The 18,215-nt window shown below is 63.6% G+C and carries 18 protein-coding genes; 8 read left to right on the forward strand and 10 right to left on the reverse strand.

Annotated elements, in window-relative coordinates; all coding sequences use genetic code 11:
• Positions 1-245: 245 nt before the first annotated feature.
• The gene (locus IVA75_RS13685) at positions 246-1,646 is read left to right on the forward strand and encodes a TAXI family TRAP transporter solute-binding subunit (RefSeq protein ID WP_247285394.1); all 1,401 of its coding nucleotides are present in this window, start codon (positions 246-248) and stop codon (positions 1,644-1,646) included.
• A gap of 47 nt (positions 1,647-1,693) precedes the next feature.
• On the opposite strand, the gene IVA75_RS13690 is transcribed toward IVA75_RS13685, so the two are convergent.
• Together IVA75_RS13690 and IVA75_RS13695 are read right to left on the reverse strand one after the other, a co-directional pair.
• On the reverse strand, positions 1,694-2,155 hold the full coding sequence (locus tag IVA75_RS13690) for a GNAT family N-acetyltransferase (protein WP_247285395.1): 462 nt from the start codon (positions 2,153-2,155) through the stop codon (positions 1,694-1,696).
• Positions 2,156-2,239: 84 nt separating this feature from the next.
• The gene (locus tag IVA75_RS13695) at positions 2,240-2,506 is read right to left on the reverse strand and encodes a hypothetical protein (protein WP_247285396.1); all 267 of its coding nucleotides are present in this window, start codon (positions 2,504-2,506) and stop codon (positions 2,240-2,242) included.
• Between the two features lie 193 nt (positions 2,507-2,699).
• Between IVA75_RS13695 and IVA75_RS13700 the strand changes: the two genes are divergently transcribed.
• Positions 2,700-2,873 (forward strand): hypothetical protein, encoded by a 174-nt coding sequence (locus tag IVA75_RS13700; protein WP_167552273.1) that lies wholly within the window; start codon positions 2,700-2,702, stop codon positions 2,871-2,873.
• Between the two features lie 14 nt (positions 2,874-2,887).
• Positions 2,888-3,097: a hypothetical protein gene (locus IVA75_RS13705; RefSeq protein WP_027565835.1), complete on the forward strand. Its 210-nt coding sequence runs from the start codon at positions 2,888-2,890 to the stop codon at positions 3,095-3,097.
• Positions 3,098-3,117: 20 nt separating this feature from the next.
• Here IVA75_RS13705 and IVA75_RS13710 read toward each other — a convergent pair whose 3' ends face one another.
• Positions 3,118-3,456, reverse strand: coding sequence for a response regulator (locus IVA75_RS13710; RefSeq protein ID WP_027565834.1), 339 nt, complete (start codon positions 3,454-3,456; stop codon positions 3,118-3,120).
• A 167-nt stretch (positions 3,457-3,623) separates the two neighbouring features.
• Here IVA75_RS13710 and IVA75_RS13715 point away from each other — a divergent pair, with 167 nt between their 5' ends.
• Complete coding sequence (locus tag IVA75_RS13715) at positions 3,624-4,397, forward strand: SDR family NAD(P)-dependent oxidoreductase (RefSeq protein WP_247285397.1); 774 nt, start codon at positions 3,624-3,626, stop codon at positions 4,395-4,397.
• A gap of 192 nt (positions 4,398-4,589) precedes the next feature.
• Here the strand turns inward: IVA75_RS13715 and IVA75_RS13720 are convergent, their stop codons facing one another.
• Positions 4,590-5,072 carry a MarR family transcriptional regulator gene (locus tag IVA75_RS13720; protein WP_247285475.1) on the reverse strand — a complete coding sequence of 161 codons (483 nt, stop codon included), beginning with the start codon at positions 5,070-5,072 and terminating at the stop codon, positions 4,590-4,592.
• Positions 5,073-5,116: 44 nt separating this feature from the next.
• Here IVA75_RS13720 and IVA75_RS13725 point away from each other — a divergent pair, with 44 nt between their 5' ends.
• Complete coding sequence (locus IVA75_RS13725; RefSeq protein ID WP_247285398.1) at positions 5,117-6,634, forward strand: FAD-dependent oxidoreductase; 1,518 nt, start codon at positions 5,117-5,119, stop codon at positions 6,632-6,634.
• A 300-nt stretch (positions 6,635-6,934) separates the two neighbouring features.
• On the opposite strand, the gene lepA is transcribed toward IVA75_RS13725, so the two are convergent.
• On the reverse strand, positions 6,935-8,746 hold the full coding sequence (lepA, locus tag IVA75_RS13730; RefSeq protein WP_018460061.1) for a translation elongation factor 4: 1,812 nt from the start codon (positions 8,744-8,746) through the stop codon (positions 6,935-6,937).
• Between the two features lie 126 nt (positions 8,747-8,872).
• Here lepA and IVA75_RS13735 point away from each other — a divergent pair, with 126 nt between their 5' ends.
• Positions 8,873-10,498 (forward strand): glycosyltransferase family 39 protein, encoded by a 1,626-nt coding sequence (locus IVA75_RS13735; protein WP_247285476.1) that lies wholly within the window; start codon positions 8,873-8,875, stop codon positions 10,496-10,498.
• 15 nt (positions 10,499-10,513) lie between these two features.
• Here the strand turns inward: IVA75_RS13735 and IVA75_RS13740 are convergent, their stop codons facing one another.
• The 5 genes from IVA75_RS13740 to IVA75_RS13760 form a co-directional block, all read right to left on the reverse strand.
• Positions 10,514-10,831, reverse strand: coding sequence for an HPr family phosphocarrier protein (locus IVA75_RS13740; protein ID WP_018460059.1), 318 nt, complete (start codon positions 10,829-10,831; stop codon positions 10,514-10,516).
• Entirely contained in the window at positions 10,828-11,229 is a 402-nt protein-coding gene (locus IVA75_RS13745) for a PTS sugar transporter subunit IIA (protein ID WP_007597752.1), read from the reverse strand. The genes IVA75_RS13740 and IVA75_RS13745 overlap by 4 nt, the downstream gene beginning before the upstream one ends.
• Before the next feature lie 133 nt (positions 11,230-11,362).
• A complete protein-coding gene (locus IVA75_RS13750; RefSeq protein ID WP_247285399.1) occupies positions 11,363-11,887 on the reverse strand; it encodes an HPr kinase/phosphatase C-terminal domain-containing protein in 525 nt (174 codons plus the stop codon).
• Positions 11,884-13,689, reverse strand: a complete 1,806-nt coding sequence (locus IVA75_RS13755; protein WP_247285400.1) for a sensor histidine kinase — start codon at positions 13,687-13,689, stop codon at positions 11,884-11,886. Before IVA75_RS13755 ends, IVA75_RS13750 begins: the two co-directional genes overlap by 4 nt.
• A 116-nt stretch (positions 13,690-13,805) precedes the next feature.
• Positions 13,806-14,507, reverse strand: a complete 702-nt coding sequence (locus tag IVA75_RS13760) for a response regulator transcription factor (protein WP_007597749.1) — start codon at positions 14,505-14,507, stop codon at positions 13,806-13,808.
• Positions 14,508-14,748: 241 nt separating this feature from the next.
• Between IVA75_RS13760 and IVA75_RS13765 the strand changes: the two genes are divergently transcribed.
• Positions 14,749-15,498: a DUF2470 domain-containing protein gene (locus tag IVA75_RS13765; protein ID WP_247285401.1), complete on the forward strand. Its 750-nt coding sequence runs from the start codon at positions 14,749-14,751 to the stop codon at positions 15,496-15,498.
• A 63-nt stretch (positions 15,499-15,561) separates the two neighbouring features.
• The gene (locus IVA75_RS13770; protein ID WP_247285403.1) at positions 15,562-18,156 is read left to right on the forward strand and encodes a CHAT domain-containing tetratricopeptide repeat protein; all 2,595 of its coding nucleotides are present in this window, start codon (positions 15,562-15,564) and stop codon (positions 18,154-18,156) included.
• Positions 18,157-18,215: the final 59 nt, after the last annotated feature.

The raw sequence follows: 18,215 nt of genomic DNA on the forward strand, positions 1-18,215 counted from the left end.
CATGCATGCGCGGTTCTGACGTCTGGATTTGGATCGGAGACCCGTTATTTCCCGTCGTAGCGCAGGCGTGATGACGCCCTAGCCCAGCGTGGGAATGAAATGCGGCAATTGACGTCGGAGGGCCGCCAAAGCTCGCGCTGGCGCCAGGAAACAAGTCCCGCTGCCCGGGCGTTATCTTCCTTCGGAAGAACGTGGTATTCCCACAAAGCAGGCAGCGATTTTTGACCTCCAACCGGCAGCGCCAAATGTCCTCGTCTGAGCCCCCGATGATACGCAGTGACGCAGCCCGCCGAGGGCGGAGACAGACGAAGACCCTGCTGCTGATTTTGGCCGTCGGATTTCTCGTTTTCGGAGCCGCTGCGGGTACATTGTATTACGCGCTGCGGCCGATAACTCTCCGAATTGCCGTCGGACCGCCGGGAAGCAACGATCACAAGGTGATCGAGGCGATGACCGAGGCCTTTGCCAACGAAAGCAGGACTGTAAAGCTGTCTCCGATCGTGACCGCCGGGGCGGCCGAAGCTCTCGCTCTGCTCGGTGCCGGCAAGGCCGACCTTGCGGTCGGCCGCGGCGATCTGGAAATGCCGGCAGACGCGCAAACAGTCGTCATCTTGCGCAAGAATTTCGTCGTGCTGTGGTCTTCTTCGGGAGTTGCGGGCAAGACCTCCAAGCGGAAGCCGGCGCCGAAAATCAAGGAGGTCGCCGATCTCGCAGGGCGCAGGGTGGGAGTGATCGGCGCGACCCCGGCGAACGCCGCGTTGCTGAGGGTCATCCTGAGCGCCGCCGGGGTGGCAGCGGACAAGGTCACGATTAGCCAGTTCGGCACGGGCCAGATTGAGGAGCTGGCGCGCGACCCGAGCCTTGACGCCTACATGGCGGTCGGTCCGCTCGACAGCAAGATAACCGCCGACGCGGTCGCCGCGACGGCGCGGACACGTGGCGAGCCCAAATTTCTCGCGATCGACGCATCGGAAGCCATCGCCTTGAAGCATCCGCGTTATGAATCGGAGGAAATTCCACCAAGCATTTTCAATGCGAGTCCGGCCTGGCCCGATGACAAGGTGGAGACTGTCAGTGTCAGTCATTTGATCGTCGCACGGAATGCCTTGTCCGAAACGACAGTGGCGGCGTTTTACCGCCAGCAATTCGCCCTCCGGCAGGCGATTGCCAGGCAAGTGCCTGGCGCTGCGCAAATCACCAAGCCGGACACCGAGAAAGAAGCCGAGCTGCCGGTACACCGGGGAGCGGCGGCCGTGATCGACGGCACTGAGCGCACCTTCCTCGACAGATACGGCGACTACTTCTGGTTTGCGCTCCTGCTTCTCTCCGGCATTGGTTCGGCCGGCGCCTGGCTGCGTCAATATCTCAATCGGGATGAAAGGGACGAGAACACCGGCCATCGCAACAGAATTCTGGCCCTGGTTTCCAGGGTGCGCACCGCGGAGTTCGACCACGAACTGCTGGCTATGCAGCAGGAGGTCGACGCCATCATCGAGGAAACGCTTGGCTGCTACGATGACGGCGCCATCGAGGAGGAGGAGCTGGCAGCCTTTGGCCTGGTGCTCGAACTGTTCGATCATGCCCTCAGCGAGAGGCGCGCAGCGTTGCAAACGGCTCCTTCGAACGTGCTCGCCGCGCGGCGGTAGCGATACGATAAGCCCGCTGGCCGCTGAATCCTGGAGAACAGCCAAACCTAGATCGGGTCCTTTAGCAGGCGCTCCATGATGATCGTGCGTTCGTCACCATGATAGCTGTCGTGCACTGCCTTGAACCCGAGCCGCGCGTAGAAAGTCTCGGCGGTGACGGAAGAAGGGACGGTCAGCGAAGCGACGTTTCGTGCGCGCGCCGTGCGCTCGATCTCGGCCATCAGCAACTTGCCGATGCCCCCGCACTGAACATCGGGAGCCACGAAGACCGTGCGGACCACGTTTCCGTCGAGGCTTGCTGTTCCAACTATGCGGCTGCGGATCGTGGCGACAAACACGGTGCGTTGTCCGATCAGCCGCCGCACGGCATCGGGACTGAAACTATGCGCGATCCTTTCGATGATCTCGTCCGCATAGTCCTTCGCGTTCGTTTCCCGCAGCGCCCGCAAGATGATAGCACTGATCCCATCGGCATCATTCGCGAGTGCGGGCCGGATTGTGCATTCCATGGGGCGCTCCAACCGTCGCTGTAGGTCCGCGGCCGTAAACAGCCAATGCCGTTCGGCCGTCCCGCCATGCCTCGCAACTGCAAGCTATTGCAGTCCCAGACCGCTGCAGTACCACGCCATATCTTCGTGTCTCCAGCCGCGCTTGACGCCTGACTCCTTGCATTCGTTGTAGGTCTTGAAGTTTGCTCCGTTTCGGCAGCCTGACGGGTAGCTCCCAAAGCCGCCACCCGAGGTGGAACATGCGACCGAGCTGGCCGCCGTGGTCGGGGCGGCCATCGCTTTGGGAGCTGCGTTCGCTGATGTGATCGACAGAATCATCAAGCCCCCCAGCGCAAAAACCGAAGCTTTCATTGCCTTCTCCTGATTGGCAGATGCCTGATACGATCTAAGGGTGTGTTATAGCAGTAAATGCAACCTGAATGAAAGGGCCCGCGCGGCAGGCGCTTTCTGGTTTTTTCCGTTCGACAGCAAACCGCCACTGCGTTGTTCCTCGAAAGGAACGGTCGGGAGCTCAAGGCGTTTGAGGTAGCGAAAGGACACTTCCATGACCGAAAAATTCGATCCGGCACCGCCGGACAAGAACGCGGAAGATCTCAAGCGTGGCATCCGACGCGACAAGGCCAAGGACGACGAGTTGGACAAGGGCTTGAAGGACAGTTTCCCGGCGTCGGACCCGGTGAGCAGCACCCAGGCGTCCAAGGCAACACCGGACGCATGAAGGAGGGATAGACTATGGGCCTCGCAGCCTATGATATTGTTGGCAGGGACGGTGCCTGGCACGTCGACCACGATGGCGAAGTCCGGAACACTTACCAGACCAAGGAAGCCGCTTTCGAGGCGGCCGTTGCGGCGGCATCGCTCGCCATGCGGCAGGGGCACTCCGTCCGGCTGACGGTGCCGGAGAGCGAGAACGCCGTCGGCGCAGAAAATTCGGGCGGATGACCTTCGAGGGCATTCTGATTCTACACGGCCGCCAGCAAATGGGCGGGCGCGAACGGCTTGTGCAAAAAGGTCGTGTTGGGCGGGAGGGGCGCCATCACCGTCCCGGACATCAGCACGATGTTGAGCCCGGGATGCGCACTGCGAGCGTACTCCGCGAGCTCGAGCCCGGTCATTCTCCCAGCGAGGTTGTGATCAGTGATGAGCGCCCGTAGCTCATTGCCAGTAGACGCCACGATTAGCTCCGCCGCTTCTGCGGTGGCACATTCGACGACTTCGAACCCTTCGTCCTTAAGAAGGTCGGATAGAACTTCGCGCTGGAGCGAGTCGTCCTCGACCAGCAGCATGACGAAATTCGACATGCGGTCATTCCCAACTTATCGGATGTTAATGCGCTTCTTCGAGGATTGTTCGGTTGTGATGTCTTCGTTCGGCGCTCCCGTTCGCCACGGCATGATCAGTCGAACATGTTGCATTCTCCTTGAGGTTTCGAGGCAGGCGCCGAAGCGGGGATCGAACAGGAGTGGCCATGGCAATCGTCTTCATCACGGGCAGCACGGACGGTTTGGGCCGCGCAGCTGCCCAGTCTCTCCTCGAACAGGGCCACCAAGTCGTCCTGCACGCGCGATCGGCGGAACGTGCGGCGGCAATCGCCGGGCTTGAATCGCATTCCGCACGGGTCGTGATCGGCGATCTCAAGAGCGTCGCCCAGACGAGGCACGTGGCAGACCAGGTCAACGCAATCGGACGAATGGACGCGGTCATCCACAACGCCGGGGTCTATACCGAGCGCAGCCGCGGCCCGACGCCCGAAGGCCACGCCACCACCCTGGCGGTCAACACGCTCGCGCCCTATTTGCTCACCGCCCTGATGAAACGCCCCGATCGGCTGGTGTATCTCAGCAGCGGACTCCATCGCGGCGGAGAGGGATCGTTGGGCGATCTCGACTGGACGAGGCGAACCTGGGATCCAGCCAAGGCGTATGCGGAGAGCAAGCTGCACATGGTCGCATTGGCCTTTGCCCTGGCGCGGCGTTGGCCGCAGGTGCTGAGCAACGCCGTCGATCCCGGCTGGGTCCGCACCAAAATGGGCGGTGCCGGAGCGCCGGTCGGCGTGGCCACCGGACAACGGACGCAGACCTGGCTGGCGGTGAGCGATGATCCCGCCGCCCTGGTCAGCGGTCGTTACTGGCATGACCTCCGGCAACAAGAGCCGGCGCACGAAGTGACCGATCCCGATTTTCAGGAGAGACTTCTCGACAGGCTGGGCGAGTTGACGGGGGTGACGCTGCCTCCAGCGTAGAAGCAATTCGTCTGAAGCTCGTAGGATGGGTAGAGCGGAAGCGAAACCCATCAAACTTCTAGACTGCGTTCGTCGGCGATGGGTTTCGCAAGAGCTCAACCCATCCTACGAGCTTCACTGGCTTGAGATGCCGACAGCGCACGCAAGCACGCCTTCTCTCTGGGTCGTATCCGTCTCTGGGTCGTATCCGTTTCAGCCCTGCGGCTGGTCCTTCATGGCATCTGCGAATTTGCGCATGAGCCTCACAAGGTCATCGATCTCGGCCGGCTTCCAGCTTGCGAAGATCGCGGTGCCGATGCGTTCGCGCGCCGCATCGATATGCACGGTCATTTCCTTGCCTTGCCTGGTCACCACCGCCTCGCGCACGCGCCGGTCGGTTTCATTCGCCCGGCGATCCACCAAACCAAGGCTCTCGAGCTTTGCGACCTGCCTGCTGACCGTCGTGTGATCGCGGCCGGTTCTCGCGGCCAGCTCCACGATGCTGATTGGCCCCAGCCGTTCGATGCTCACAAGCAGTGGGAAGAGTGCCCGATCGAGCCGAATACCCGCTTCCTTGATCAGGACCTCATCGCGATCCGGCCGGTTTATGACGCTCACGATGTCGAGCAGTGCGCCATGGATCACCCGGATCTGTTCCGAGATGCGTGTATTTTGCACGTTTTTTGTTGACATGATTCTGCTTCTCCGATTACGTGCAAAATACACGGAAAGGAAAGATCATGACAACCAGATATGAAACCGAGGTGCTTATCTGCGGCGCCGGCGCGGCTGGATTGACGCTGGCAATCGAACTCGCCCGGCGCGGCGTGCCGTTCCGCCTAATCGAGAAGATGGACGATGCATTCCGCGGCTCCCGCGGGAAAGGCATTCAGCCGCGGACGCAGGAGATATTCGAGGACCTCGGCATTCTCGATCGTCTGGTCGCAGCCGGGGGCCTGTACCCGATGCCTCGCGAGTATCGTCCCGATGGCAGCTTTTCCGAGAAGGCTCCGTTCGAGCCGTCAGAGCCAAGCGCAGCCGAGCCCTTCCACATTCCGCTCATGGTGCCGCAGTTCTTGACCGAGCGGGTGATGCGAGAACGCCTGCTCGAGCTTGGGTATGAGCCGGAGTTCGGCTGCGAACTGGTCTCCTTCGAGCAGGACGAGGATGGCGTGACCGCGCGTCTCGCCCGCAAGTCCGCAGAGGAGGTCATCCGTGTTGGCTACCTTGTCGGCACGGACGGCGGGCGCAGCTTCGTTCGCAAGATGCTCGGCATCGATTTCCCGGGCAAGACACTGGGCGTCCGCGCCGTCGTTGCCGATATTAATTTGACCGGCTTCGGGCGCGACGCCTGGCACCGCTTCAACGAAGGCGACATGGAGCGGCAGATCTCGGTCTGCCCGCTGGCAGGCACCGAACTCTTTCAGTTGCAGGCCCCCGTTCCGCTCGAGGGAGATGTCGATCTGTCCGAGGACGGCCTCACCGCGATGTTGACCGGACGCACCGGCCGGAAAGATGTTTGCGTTCACTCCGTATCCTGGGCCTCGGCCTTCACCATGAACGCGCGCCTCGCCGACCATTACCGCGTCGGCCGCGTCTTCCTGGCGGGCGACGCCGCGCACACACATCCGCCAACCGGCGGCTTGGGGCTCAATACCAGCGTTCAGGACGCCTATAACCTCGGATGGAAGCTTGCGGCCGTGCTCGCCTCTCGGGCTCCGGCTGCGCTTCTCGAGACCTATGAGGAAGAACGGCGGCCGATCGCGGCGGCGACGCTGGGACTGGCGACCAAGTTGCTGGATGCGACCAAGCGAGGAGACAGCCGGCGCGGCAGAGAGGTTCAGCAACTAGACATCGGTTATGCGGGCTCCCCGTTGGCGCTGGACGCGCCCGAGCGTCGCGGCCTCGTCGTCGCAGGAAACCGTGCACCCGATGCACCGCTTCAAGGTTCGGCAGGCAAGACGCGGCGGCTGTTTGAGCTGTTCGCCGGGGCCCATTGGACGCTTCTCGCGTTCAACGCGGAGCGGAACCTCATAGCGCCACGCGCCGGTCTGCACATTCATCACATTGGTGCCGGCGGGGACCTTGCCGACAGCGACGGTTATTTCGAGGGCGCCTATGCGCCTGAGCCAGGTCAATGGTGGCTGGTGCGGCCGGACGGATATGTCGGTGCGGTGGTCTCGTCAGTCGATGTGGAGCGGCTGGATCGCTACTTCGCGACAGTCGGGCTCGTCGGGGAGACCGAGGTCAGTTGCTAAGCGATAACCGCATGGTCCTGGGGCACGCCGTGCCTTCGGGGTCGAATGAAGAACGAGAAACCCCACTAGGGGCTTCCAGCTGTTTCATGCGGCAGCCGGCGGAGTGCGACGATGGCATCATGCTCCTGTTTTGCCCGACGAGTCAAATAGATTTCGTAAAATCGGAAGCTCGAAAAAACCCAATGCCGGCAAAGGGCCGGCTACTGTGCATGGGGTTGTTTTCGTGTTTTTTGTTGTCCGGCCCTAAAGGTCCCGAACCGGGCCTGTGTCGTCTCGCTCGAGCCGGGCGGGGCGCTCGCCTCAGCTATCCACCTTCAGCGCGGCAATAAAAGCTTCCTGCGGGATGTCGACCTTGCCGAACTGCCGCATCTTCTTCTTGCCTTCCTTCTGCTTCTCCAGAAGTTTGCGCTTACGCGTGATGTCGCCGCCGTAGCACTTTGCGGTGACGTCCTTGCGCAGCGCGCGGACGGTTTCGCGCGCGATCACCTTGCCGCCGATCGCTGCCTGGATCGGGATCTGGAACATGTGCGGCGGGATCAAATCCTTCATCTTCTCGACCATGGCGCGGCCGCGGCCTTCGGCGCGGGTGCGATGCACCAGCATCGAGAGCGCGTCGACCGGCTCGTTGTTGACCAGGATCTGCATCTTGACCAGATCGGCCGGCTTGTAGTCGGTGAGATGATAGTCGAACGAGGCATAGCCCTTGGAGACCGACTTCAAGCGGTCGTAGAAGTCGAACACGACCTCGTTGAGCGGCAGATCGTATTTCACCATGGCGCGGGAGCCGACATAGGTCAGCTCCTTCTGCGAGCCGCGGCGGTCCTGGCACAGCTTCAGCACGCTGCCGAGATATTCGTCGGGGGTGAGGATCGTGGCCTCGATCCAGGGCTCCTGGATCTCCGCAATTTTGACCACGTCCGGCATGTCGACAGGATTGTGAATCGAGATTTCCTGCCCGTCAGTGAGGCTCATCTTGTAGATCACGCTCGGCGCGGTCGCGATCAGGTTGAGATCGAATTCCCGCGACAGACGCTCCTGGATGATCTCCAGATGCAACAGCCCGAGGAAGCCGCAGCGGAAGCCGAAGCCGAGTGCGGCCGAGGTCTCCATCTCGTAGGAGAAGCTCGCATCGTTGAGGCGCAGCTTGCCCATCGCCGCGCGCAAGGTCTCGAAGTCATCGGCGTCGGCGGGGAACAGGCCGCAGAACACCACGGGTATGGCCGGCTTGAAGCCCGCCAACATCTCGGTGACAGGCTTCTTGTCGTCGGTGATGGTGTCGCCGACGCGGGTGTCGGCCACTTCCTTGATCGCGGCGGTGATGAAGCCGATCTCGCCCGGGCCGAGCTCGTCGACCTGCGTCATCTTCGGGGTGAAGAAGCCGACGCGCTCGATGTCATAGGCCGCGCCCGTGCCCATCATGCGGACCCGGCTGCCCTTCTTCATGACGCCGTCGACGACGCGGATCAGCACCACCACGCCGAGATAGACGTCGTACCAGCTGTCGACCAGCAACGCCTTCAGCGTCGCCTCGCGGTCGCCCTTCGGCGGCGGCAGGCGGGTGACGATCGCCTCCAGCACATCGGGCACGCCGAGGCCGGTCTTGGCCGAGATCATCACGGACTCGGAGGCGTCGATGCCGATGACGTCCTCGATCTGCTGCTTGACCTTCTCCGGCTCTGCGGCGGGAAGGTCGACCTTGTTCAGGACCGGAACGATCTCATGCCCCGCATCGAGCGCGTGGTAGACGTTGGCGAGCGTCTGTGCCTCCACGCCCTGACTGGCGTCGACCACCAGCAGGGAACCCTCGCAGGCCGCCAGCGACCGCGAGACTTCGTAGGCGAAGTCGACATGGCCGGGCGTGTCCATCAGGTTGAAGATGTAATCCTTGCCGTCCTTGGCGCGGTAGGCGAGGCGCACCGTCTGCGCCTTGATGGTGATGCCGCGCTCGCGCTCGATGTCCATGGAATCGAGCACCTGCTCCTTGCCCGCCATTTCCCGGTCGGTGAGGCCGCCGGTCATCTGGATCAGGCGGTCGGCCAGCGTCGATTTGCCATGGTCGATATGGGCGACGATGGAGAAATTGCGGATGTTGGAAATGGGGACGGTCGTCATGGGCGCGGGATACCACTCACACCCCCGTGCGGCAACCATATTGCTGTATTTTCAGGGCCTTTGTTCACGCCAAGCTGATTCCACGAAGGCCCGAAACGCGCTACGCAACGCCTGATGTCCAGGCCCATGTCCACGACCTCGATCCCGTCTGCCCGAGCCCGCGCGAAGACCCGGGTGAGCTATGCCCGCTTTCGGGCCTGGCTGGTTGCCAGCGCGACCCGCCCGGAGGCACGCCTGTGGCTGGTGATCCAGCTTGCGATCCTGCATGCGGTGCTCTGGACCTTCATCCTGATCAATCTCAAGGCAGCGCAGGACGTTCACATGGACGTCGCGGAAGCCTGGGGCTGGGGCCAGAAATTCCTCTGGGGCTATGGCAAGCACCCGCCGCTGTCGGGCTGGGTCGCCGGCCTCTGGTTCACAGTGTTCCCGCCGACGGATTGGGCGACCTATGCGCTGGCGATGGCGACCGTCAGCACCGGTATGGTGATCTGCTGGCTCATCGCGCTGCGCGTCGTGGATGCGCGGCGCGCGTTCCTGGTCGTGGTGATGGTCGCGCTCTACCCGATCTTCAATTTCAAGGGCTTCAAGTACAATCCCGACCTGCTCCAGCTCGTCACTTTGCCGCTCCTCGTGCTCGCTTATCTCAATGCGTTCGAGAAGCGGAGCTGGCAATCCGGAGTCCTGCTCGGCCTTGCCGGCGCGCTGGCGCTGATGACCAAATATTGGGTGCTGACCATGATCGGCGCCATCGGGCTTGCCGCGCTGATCCATCCGGAGCGAATGAGGTTCTTGTCGTCACCGGCGCCATGGGCTGCGATCGCGACGATGGTGGTGGCGATGATTCCGCACATCGTCTGGCTGGCGGACGCGCATTTCGTGCCGCTGACCTATGCCGGCGATACCTACAGCCTCGAGGACAGCGACCAGGTGCATCCGCTCGTGGCCGGCTATGCCCTGCATAATGTCGCGCTGCTGGCATTGCCGGTGGCGCTGGCCGCGCTGGCGATGGCGCTGGTGCCGCCTTGGTTCAGGCTGCTCCTGCGTGCGCCCTGGCGCATCGTCACGCGGGCCTGGGCCCGCGGCGCGAATGCGAACGTGAACCTTTCGCAGGCGCGCAACGTCTGGCTCATTCAGATCATCGTCGCGGTCGGACCCGCGCTCGGCGCGCTGGCCTTCAGCATCTACATGAAGACCGATTGGGGCATCTCGCTGTTCTTCCTGGTGCCGCTCGCGCTGGTCGCGATCCCGGCGCTGCGGGTGCAGAGTGCTGCGCTGTTCAACATTGTCGCGATCTGGCTCGTGCTCAGCGTCGCCACGCTCGCTGCCTCGCCCTGGATCGCCGCGCGCGAGATGGCGGCCAATGCCGGCAACACGGCGACCTATGGCGCGCGCTCGGATCTCGCGCGCGAGCTGACGCAGGCCTGGCACGCGCGCTTCGCCTCGCGCTGGGCGGTCGTCGCCGGCACCATGGAGTCGATCCAGCCGATGGTGTTCTACAGCCCGGATCATCCGGCCGCGTTCACGCCGCTCGAAGCCTGGGGCTCCGGGTTGATTTCGCCCGATGACGTCAAGAGATACGGTTTCATCGGCGTGTTCGATCCGGCCGACGGTCGCCTGCCGGCGTTCGAGAAATGGGTGTCCGAGGTTGCGCCGAACGCCGAGCGCATCGTGATGACGACGCGCCGTTTCACCCATGGCAAGGCCGGTCCGTCGATGAGCTGGAACATCTACATCGCGCCGCCGGGGAAGTGATCGAGGCGACGCTGCCTAAATCCCTTCCTCGTTGAATTTGCTTTCAACGAGTTCGGTGATCGCCGCCAGCGCGGCTTCGGCATCATCGCCGGAAGCGGCGACCGTGATGGTGGTGCCGGGACCCGCGGCGAGCATCATCAGGCCCATGATCGAGGTGCCGCCGACGGTTTCGCCGCCGCGCGTCACCCAGACCTGCGCGCTGAAGCGCTCCACCGCCTGGACGAACTTGGCGGAGGCCCGCGCGTGCAGGCCGCGCTTGTTGATGATCAGGAGGTCCTTGGAGATCGCGCCCGCGGGCACGCCCGTCCCGGCTTGCGGCGCCTCGTCGCTCATTTGCCGGCGAGGACGCGGCTGGCGATGGTGACGTATTTGCGGCCGGCTTCCTGGGCCATCGCGATCGCGTCCGGGAGCGGACGCTCCTCGCGCACCTTGGCAAGCTTCACCAGCATGGGAAGGTTGATGCCCGCGAGCACTTCGACCTTCGGCCGGCTCATGCAGGATATTGCCAGGTTGGACGGCGTGCCGCCGAACATGTCGGTGAGGATCGCGACGCCGTCGCCGGAATCGACGCGGTTAACCGCCTCGATGATGTCGCTTCGACAGAGATCGGAATCATCTTCGGCGCCGATCGTGATCGCTTCGATTTGCTTTTGTGGGCCCATGACATGTTCAAGCGCTGCCTTGAATTCGTCGGCAAGGCGCCCGTGGGTCACAAGTACTAGACCAATCATCGGAAAACTCCTCGCGGGCGCTTTTGGTGCACCGCACGAACGCGCCACTTTGACCATCCAGAGCCCCCGCGCAAGAGGGGATGTTGCGTATCTCCCTGAATCTAGACGGATGGATAAGGGGAGCTGCGCCGGTCTATTCGGTCGCGAGTGTGGGGTTCATATGGTTACCATTTCCCTTCAAACAATCGCCTGAAGGGTTAACGGAAGATGAACTCTTGGTAGTGGTCAAGGCCGAGACAACCAGAGGAAGGGGCGAATAGTCGCGGCCGATCGGGATTCGCGGTATTTCGACACCTAAAATGACTGTTTTCAGGGATTCGGCCAGCGGCAGCCGCTCCGCATCCGCGGCGTCCAGATCGACCACGAGGCCGACGGTCGCATGCTCCACAAAGTCGCAGCGCCGGATTCCGAGCCCCCGGATCTCGATCAGGCCGGCCAGGACCGGAGCGGGGCGGACCTCAATTTCGCGGCCGAGTGTCGCCAGATGGACACGGTCATCACCGACCAGAACGGCCCTTTCCAGCACGCCGCTACGTCCCGCCATGATTAAATCGAAGGCAAGGCGCGACTTGCCGGAGCCCGAGGGCCCGCGGATCAGCACCGCCAGATCTCCAACCTTGACCGCCGAGGCGTGAATGCTGGGGCCGCCGTCGCTCATAGCGCCGGCAGCCTCACCACGAAGCGCGCGCCGACAACACTAGGCGCTCCGTCCTCATCCGCCGGGCCGGGACGGTTCTCCGCCCAGATGCGTCCGCCATGCGCGTCGACGATCTGCTTGGAGATCGACAGGCCGAGGCCGGAGTTCTGGCCAAAGCCCTGATGAGGGCGGTCGGTGTAGAAGCGCTCGAAGATGCGCTCCAGCGCGTCGTCGCGGATTCCGGGGCCGTCGTCGTCGACCACGATCTCGATCTCGCCGCGCACGCGGCGGCAGGTGAGGCGCACCTTGTTGCCGGGCTCGGAGAAGGACTGTGCGTTCGAGAGCAGGTTGGAGACGATCTGTCCGAGCCGCGAATCGTGGCCCGTCACGGCGAAATTGTCGGTCGGGCCGCGGCCCTCGAAACGCATTTCGACCGCGACGTCATGGCCGAGCTTGGTTTCATTGGCGACGGACACGAGCGTGGTCAGCAGGCGGCGCAGATCGACCGGGATCGCATCCTGGCGCTGCAGTTCGGCATCGAGACGGCTGGCGTCGGAGATGTCCGAGATCAGCCGGTCGAGCCGCTTGACGTCATGCTCGATCACCTCGAGCAGGCGCGCGCGGCTGTTCTCGTTGCGCGCCAGCGGCAAGGTTTCGACCGCGGAGCGCAACGAGGTCAACGGGTTCTTCAATTCATGCGCGACGTCGGCGGCGAACATTTCGATCGCTTCGATGCGGCTGTACAGTGCACTGGTCATGTCGCGCAGCGCACCGGAGAGATGGCCGATCTCGTCGCGACGACGGGTGAAGTCGGGAATCTCGACCCGGGTCCTGATCCGGCGGCGGATCAGTTCGGCGCTGTCGGCGAGCCGGCGGACCGGACCTGCGATCGTGCTGGCGAGCAGCAGCGACAGCATGATCATGACCGCGGCGGCAACGCCGCCCACCTTGAGGATCGCGAGGCGCTCGGCGGTGACCATCTGGTCGATGTCGTCGCCCTGCGTCGACAGCATCAGCGCGCCGTGGATGGCGCGCGAGCGCAACACGGGGACCGCGACCGAGACGATCACCTCGCCGCGCGCATTGACCCGCACCATCGAGCGCTTCTGGCCCTGGAGCGCGTCGCCGACCTCCGCATAGCCATTGCCGTTCTCGGGGCCGAGCTCGCGATAGAGCGGCAGGTCGCCGCGATTGAGCCAGGTGCGGACCGCGACCATGCCGCGTTCGACCATGCCCGGCTTCTCGGCGGCGACCGACGGCAGGGGAAAGCGCACCACGGTATCGAGGCTGCGGCTGTCGACCAGCAGGCTGCCGTTCGGGTCGTAGATGCGGGCGCGCGTCTTGGTCGGCGAGATCAGTGTGCGCAGCACCGGCGCCACGCGCTCCGGATTGATCGGAAAATCCAGCGGGGAATACTCGTCCGAGCCGCCATAGGTCTCGCCCGGCTTGAGGTCGAGCAACCGGTCGGGGTCGATGGTGATGGCGTTGGTCTGCACCGTCGCGGAGGCCGCGATGGCGCCGGCGATGATCTCCGCCTGTACCAGCAGGCTCTGCGCGCGCGCGTCGATCAAACCGGCGCGGAATTGCGAGAGATAGAGGATGCTCGCCACCAGCGCGACGAGGCCGGCGAGGTTGAGCGAGACGATACGGCGGGTCAGGCTCGAGAAGGACAGCGCAAAGAAGAACTGCCCGGCGCGCTTCAGCCAGTTCAGCGGACGCCAGCCCTGCACGGCCGGCTTGTCCTCGGCCAATTGATCCGGAGCGCCGTGGGCGGTGACGTCCTCGGCGTTCTGGTTCTCGTCAGGCTGCGTTCGGTCAAGCAATGCTCACGCCCGCGTTAGGACAGCTCGTGCGAAGGTCCCCGCATCCTAGAGCCATCCCGGTCCCGATGGAATCAGAACCGGCGATGCTCTCGGTCTTTCGTGGAGGCGCGCGCGCCTCAGGCTTCCTTGAAGCGGTAGCCGACGCCGTAGAGCGTCTCGATCATCTCGAACTCGTTGTCGACCACCTTGAACTTCTTGCGCAGCCGCTTGATGTGGCTGTCGATGGTGCGGTCGTCGACATAGACCTGGTCGTCATAGGCGGCGTCCATCAGCGCGTTGCGGCTCTTCACCACGCCGGGCCGGGTCGCGAGCGCCTGCAGGATCAGGAATTCGGTGACGGTCAGCGTCACCGGCTCGTTCTTCCAGGTGCAGGTGTGCCGTTCAGGATCCATGCGCAGCAGGCCGCGGTCGAGCGCCTTGGCGTCGTTCTCCTTCGGCGTGACAGTCGGGTCCTTCGGCGCCGAACGGCGCAGCACCGCCTTGACGCGCTCGACCAGCAGGCGCTGCGAGAACGGTTTGCGGATGAAGTCGTCGGCGCCCATCTTGAGGCCGAACAGCTCGTCGATCTCTTCATCCTTGGAGGTCAGGAAGATCACGGGCAGGTCGGATTTCTGCCGCAGCCGGCGCAAGGTTTCCATGCCGTCCATGCGCGGCATCTTGATGTCGAGGATGGCAAGATCGGGTTGGGTGGTGCGGAAACCGTCGAGCGCGGAGGCGCCGTCGGTGTAGGTCATGATGCGATAGCCTTCGGCCTCCAGCGCGATCGAGACGGATGTGAGAATGTTGCGGTCGTCGTCGACCAAAGCGATTGTGGGCATGAGCCTCTGCTTTCTGCTTTCCGTTTGGGTCGTGGCTTGAAACGGCGAGCAATCCACTGATGCGCCGCATACATGGGTGCCGATGTTGGCATTCGAACCTTGTCACCGAGCAATGCAAGCTAGGCTGAAGTGTGACCAAGTTCCACGAAACACGGCAGATTCGCCGCATCTCGACCCATAACCGGGCCCCGGTTTACCCGAAAAAAGGCCCTCCATGCAACCACCTGACCCGAGAAAGCCGATGCAACCGACCCCCGATTTCGACCCCGGAAGGCTCGCCAAATCGCTGCTGCGGCGGTCACGGCAGGGGGCCCTGGCGACGTTGATGGCCGGCAGCGGCGATCCCTATTGCTCCCTGGTCAATCTGGCCAGCCATCCGGATGGCTCTCCGATCCTGCTGATCTCAGGATTGGCGGTGCACACCAGGAACATCCTGGCCGACAGCCGGGTGTCCCTGATGCTGGACGAGCGGGCGGCGGGCGATCCGCTGGAAGGCGCCCGGATCATGCTGTCCGGCCATGCCGAGTCGGCCGATACGGACAAGGATCTGCTCCGGCGACGGTATCTCAATGCTCATCCCTTAGCGGAAACCTTTGTTTCCTTTAAGGATTTCTCCTTCTTTCGGATTCGGCCCACGGGAACTCATCTGGTCGCCGGCTTCGGTCGGATCGTCGACCTCAAGCCGGAGCAATTCCTGACCGACCTCACGGGGGCCGAGGACTTGCTGGCGGCGGAGGAGGGCGCGGTGGAGCACATGAATGCCGACCACCGCGACGCCATGGGGCTCTATGCAACAAAACTGCTGGGCGCTGCTGCCGGCGACTGGCGCTGCACAGGCTGCGATCCGGAGGGCCTCGACATGCAGGACGGCCAGACCGTCTTGCGGCTGGACTTCCCGGAGCGCGTCGCTGATGGCACGGCGCTGCGCAAGATGCTGGTTCGCCTCGCCGGCGAAGCGCGCACCAGGATGAACCAGAGCGCAACACATTGAACGCTGCTGCCCATCGCCGCGACCCAAGTTCGTTACCGGTCAGAAGGCGGCGGCGAGAGCGTCATGGCAGAATGGAATAAACTGACGCTGGTTGCGGGTTTGACGCTCGCGATCACTGCATCGCTTATCACGCCAAGCCTTGCCCAGAAAGGTCTCGCCGCGGAGAGCGCGCGGATCAACGCACTGATGAGCGCCGGCAGATATTCGGAAGCACTGCCTGTGGCGCAAGGTATGGTCGCGAACCTGGAGAAGAGCGACACAGGTCGCGAACTCGCCGCCGCGCTGAACAACCTCGGCCAGGTTCATGCCGGTCAGGGCCACGACGATCTGGCTGAGCCGCTCTACAAGCGCGCCATCATGCTGATGGAAAAGTCGCTCGGTCTCGAAACCCCGTTGATCGGAGCCGAACTGAGCAACCTCGCCGCGCTCTACCAGCGGCAGAGCCGCTTTGCCGAGGCCGAACCTCTATTCAAGCGCGCGCTCGCCGTTCGCGAGAAGGGATTGTCGCGCGAGCATCCCGATGTCGGCCAGTCGCTCAATAATCTCGCCACGCTCTATGTGAAGCAGCAGCACTATGCCGAAGCCGAGCCGCTGTTTCAGCGCGCGCTCGCGATCTACCAGAAGGCCGGCGGACCCGAGCATCCGGCGGTGGCCACCGTCCTGAACAATCTCGGCCAGGTCTATCGCGATCTCAACCGCGATACGGACGCGGAAGCGCCGATCAAGCGCTCGCTCGCGATCCGGGAGAAGGTGCTCGGACCGGATCATCCCGACGTTGCCCGCTCGCTGAACAATCTCGCCGGCCTCTACGAGCACCAGCAACGCTACGGCGCCGCCGAGCCGCTCTTTCGCCGCGCGCTGCTCATCCGCGAAAATGCGCTTGGGCCCGATCATCCTGACGTCATGACCTCGACCAGCAATCTCGCTTATTTCCTCTACGTGGCCGGGCGCACCGCGGACGCATTGCCGTTCGCGGAAAACACGCTTCGGGGCGATCGCGCCCAGCTGCGCGTCGTGTTGCCGGTCCTGTTTGCCGCGCGCCAACAGGATCTGCTGCCCGGCGACAAGGCGCTGGACGAGGCCCTCGCCGCGATCCAGCGCGGCACACAATCGTCCGCGGCGTCCGCCGTGAACAAGCTCGCGGTGCGGCTTGCCGCCGGCAGCGACCGCCTCGCCGAGCTGGTGCGCCGGGACCAGGATCTCGCGGCTGAGTCCGAGGCACTCGACAAGGCGATCGTCACGGCGGTGTCGAAGCAATCCGCGCAGCGCGATCTCGCAACCGAGCAGCGCAGCCGCGCGCGGATTGCAACGATTGCCAACGAGCGTACGGGCTTGCTGAAGACGCTCGCGGTCGAGTTTCCCGACTACGCGTCGCTCTCCAATCCTCTGCCGTTGACGGCAAAGGACATCCAGCTGCTGCTGTCGGCCGACGAGGCGATGGTGCTCTACTCCGTCGTCGACACGCAGAGCTATGTCATCGCGATCACGCGCGAGGGCGTCGACTGGAAGGCTATTCCACTCGGCGCGGATGCGCTGACGCAGAAGGTGACGGCATTCCGCAAGGGACTCGATGTCGGCAAAGCGCGCGATGCCTCCGGCAAATCCGGATTGTTCGATCTCGCGCTCGCCAACGAACTCCATGTCGCGCTGCTCGGTCCGGTCGAGGCGTTGACAAAGGACAAGCGCAGCCTGCTGGTGGTGCCGTCGGCTGCGCTGACCGCATTGCCGTTTCATCTGCTCGTCACCGAGAAGCCGCAGGCTGCTATCCCGGACACCCTCGAAGGCTATCGCGGCGCCGCCTGGCTGCTGCGGCGTCAGGCCGTCTCGGTGCTGCCGTCGGTGGTCAGCCTGAAATCGCTGCGCGCCTTCGCGCGTCGGGATCAAAGCGTGAAGCCGATGACAGGCTTTGGCGATCCCGTGTTCAGTCCTGCACTGGAAGCGCCCGCCGAGCGGCGCGCCGCGAACGGCAAGGTCGCCGCGCGCAGCATCGCGACCATTGCCTATAGCGATTTCTGGCGCGGTGCCGGCGTCGATCGCGCGCGGCTTGCGCAGGCGCTGCCGCAACTGCCCGACACCGCCGATGAGTTGAACGCGGTGGCTAGGGATGTCGGGGCTGCCGAGGCCGATATTCATCTCGGCCGCGACGCCAGCGAGACGACGCTCAAGCGTGCAGCGCTTGCTCAATACGGCATCATCTACTTTGCCACCCACGGCCTGGTTGCCGGCGACATCAAGGGACTGGGTGAGCCCTCGCTCGCGCTCTCCATTCCCGATCAACCCACGGAGTTCGACGATGGTCTGCTCACCGCGAGTGAAGTCGCCCAGCTCAAGCTCAATGCGGATTGGGTTGTGCTGTCGGCCTGCAACACCATCGCGGGCGACAAGCCGGGCGCCGAGGCCCTGTCCGGACTGGCGCGCTCGTTCTTCTACGCCGGTGCGCGCGCACTCCTGGTCTCGCATTGGGCCGTGGATTCGGAAGCTGCCACACGTCTGACCACGATGACTTTCGAGCTGCTCAAAAACGAACCAAAAATCGGCCGTGCCGAAGCCTTGCGCCGCGCAATGTTAACCTATGTTGACGACACCTCGTCACCGCGCAACGCCTATCCTGCGATGTGGGGGCCCTTCGCGCTCATCGGCGAAGGCGCGGTACGATAGGGTGGACTGCGGTTGTCCTTCAGTTGTCTTCGACATTGTGCGTCGCAATAACCTCAGGA

The organism is Bradyrhizobium sp. 134 (genome assembly GCF_023074155.1).
Classification (GTDB): Bacteria; Pseudomonadota; Alphaproteobacteria; order Rhizobiales; family Xanthobacteraceae; genus Bradyrhizobium.

Bases quoted from the DNA above. Each gene is read 5' to 3' on its own strand.
- IVA75_RS13745 (WP_007597752.1), bottom strand. From the start codon at position 11,229: ATGATTGGTCTAGTACTTGTGACCCACGGGCGCCTTGCCGACGAATTC.
- IVA75_RS13735 (WP_247285476.1), top strand. From the start codon at position 8,873: ATGTCCACGACCTCGATCCCGTCTGCCCGAGCCCGCGCGAAGACCCGG.
- IVA75_RS13700 (WP_167552273.1), top strand. From the start codon at position 2,700: ATGACCGAAAAATTCGATCCGGCACCGCCGGACAAGAACGCGGAAGAT.
- IVA75_RS13695 (WP_247285396.1), bottom strand. From the start codon at position 2,506: ATGAAAGCTTCGGTTTTTGCGCTGGGGGGCTTGATGATTCTGTCGATC.
- IVA75_RS13725 (WP_247285398.1), top strand. From the start codon at position 5,117: ATGACAACCAGATATGAAACCGAGGTGCTTATCTGCGGCGCCGGCGCG.
- lepA (WP_018460061.1), bottom strand. From the start codon at position 8,746: ATGACGACCGTCCCCATTTCCAACATCCGCAATTTCTCCATCGTCGCC.
- IVA75_RS13750 (WP_247285399.1), bottom strand. From the start codon at position 11,887: ATGAGCGACGGCGGCCCCAGCATTCACGCCTCGGCGGTCAAGGTTGGA.
- IVA75_RS13715 (WP_247285397.1), top strand. From the start codon at position 3,624: ATGGCAATCGTCTTCATCACGGGCAGCACGGACGGTTTGGGCCGCGCA.
- IVA75_RS13690 (WP_247285395.1), bottom strand. From the start codon at position 2,155: ATGGAATGCACAATCCGGCCCGCACTCGCGAATGATGCCGATGGGATC.
- IVA75_RS13770 (WP_247285403.1), top strand. From the start codon at position 15,562: ATGGCAGAATGGAATAAACTGACGCTGGTTGCGGGTTTGACGCTCGCG.
- IVA75_RS13710 (WP_027565834.1), bottom strand. From the start codon at position 3,456: ATGTCGAATTTCGTCATGCTGCTGGTCGAGGACGACTCGCTCCAGCGC.
- IVA75_RS13765 (WP_247285401.1), top strand. From the start codon at position 14,749: ATGCAACCGACCCCCGATTTCGACCCCGGAAGGCTCGCCAAATCGCTG.
- IVA75_RS13705 (WP_027565835.1), top strand. From the start codon at position 2,888: ATGGGCCTCGCAGCCTATGATATTGTTGGCAGGGACGGTGCCTGGCAC.
- IVA75_RS13760 (WP_007597749.1), bottom strand. From the start codon at position 14,507: ATGCCCACAATCGCTTTGGTCGACGACGACCGCAACATTCTCACATCC.
- IVA75_RS13685 (WP_247285394.1), top strand. From the start codon at position 246: ATGTCCTCGTCTGAGCCCCCGATGATACGCAGTGACGCAGCCCGCCGA.
- IVA75_RS13740 (WP_018460059.1), bottom strand. From the start codon at position 10,831: ATGAGCGACGAGGCGCCGCAAGCCGGGACGGGCGTGCCCGCGGGCGCG.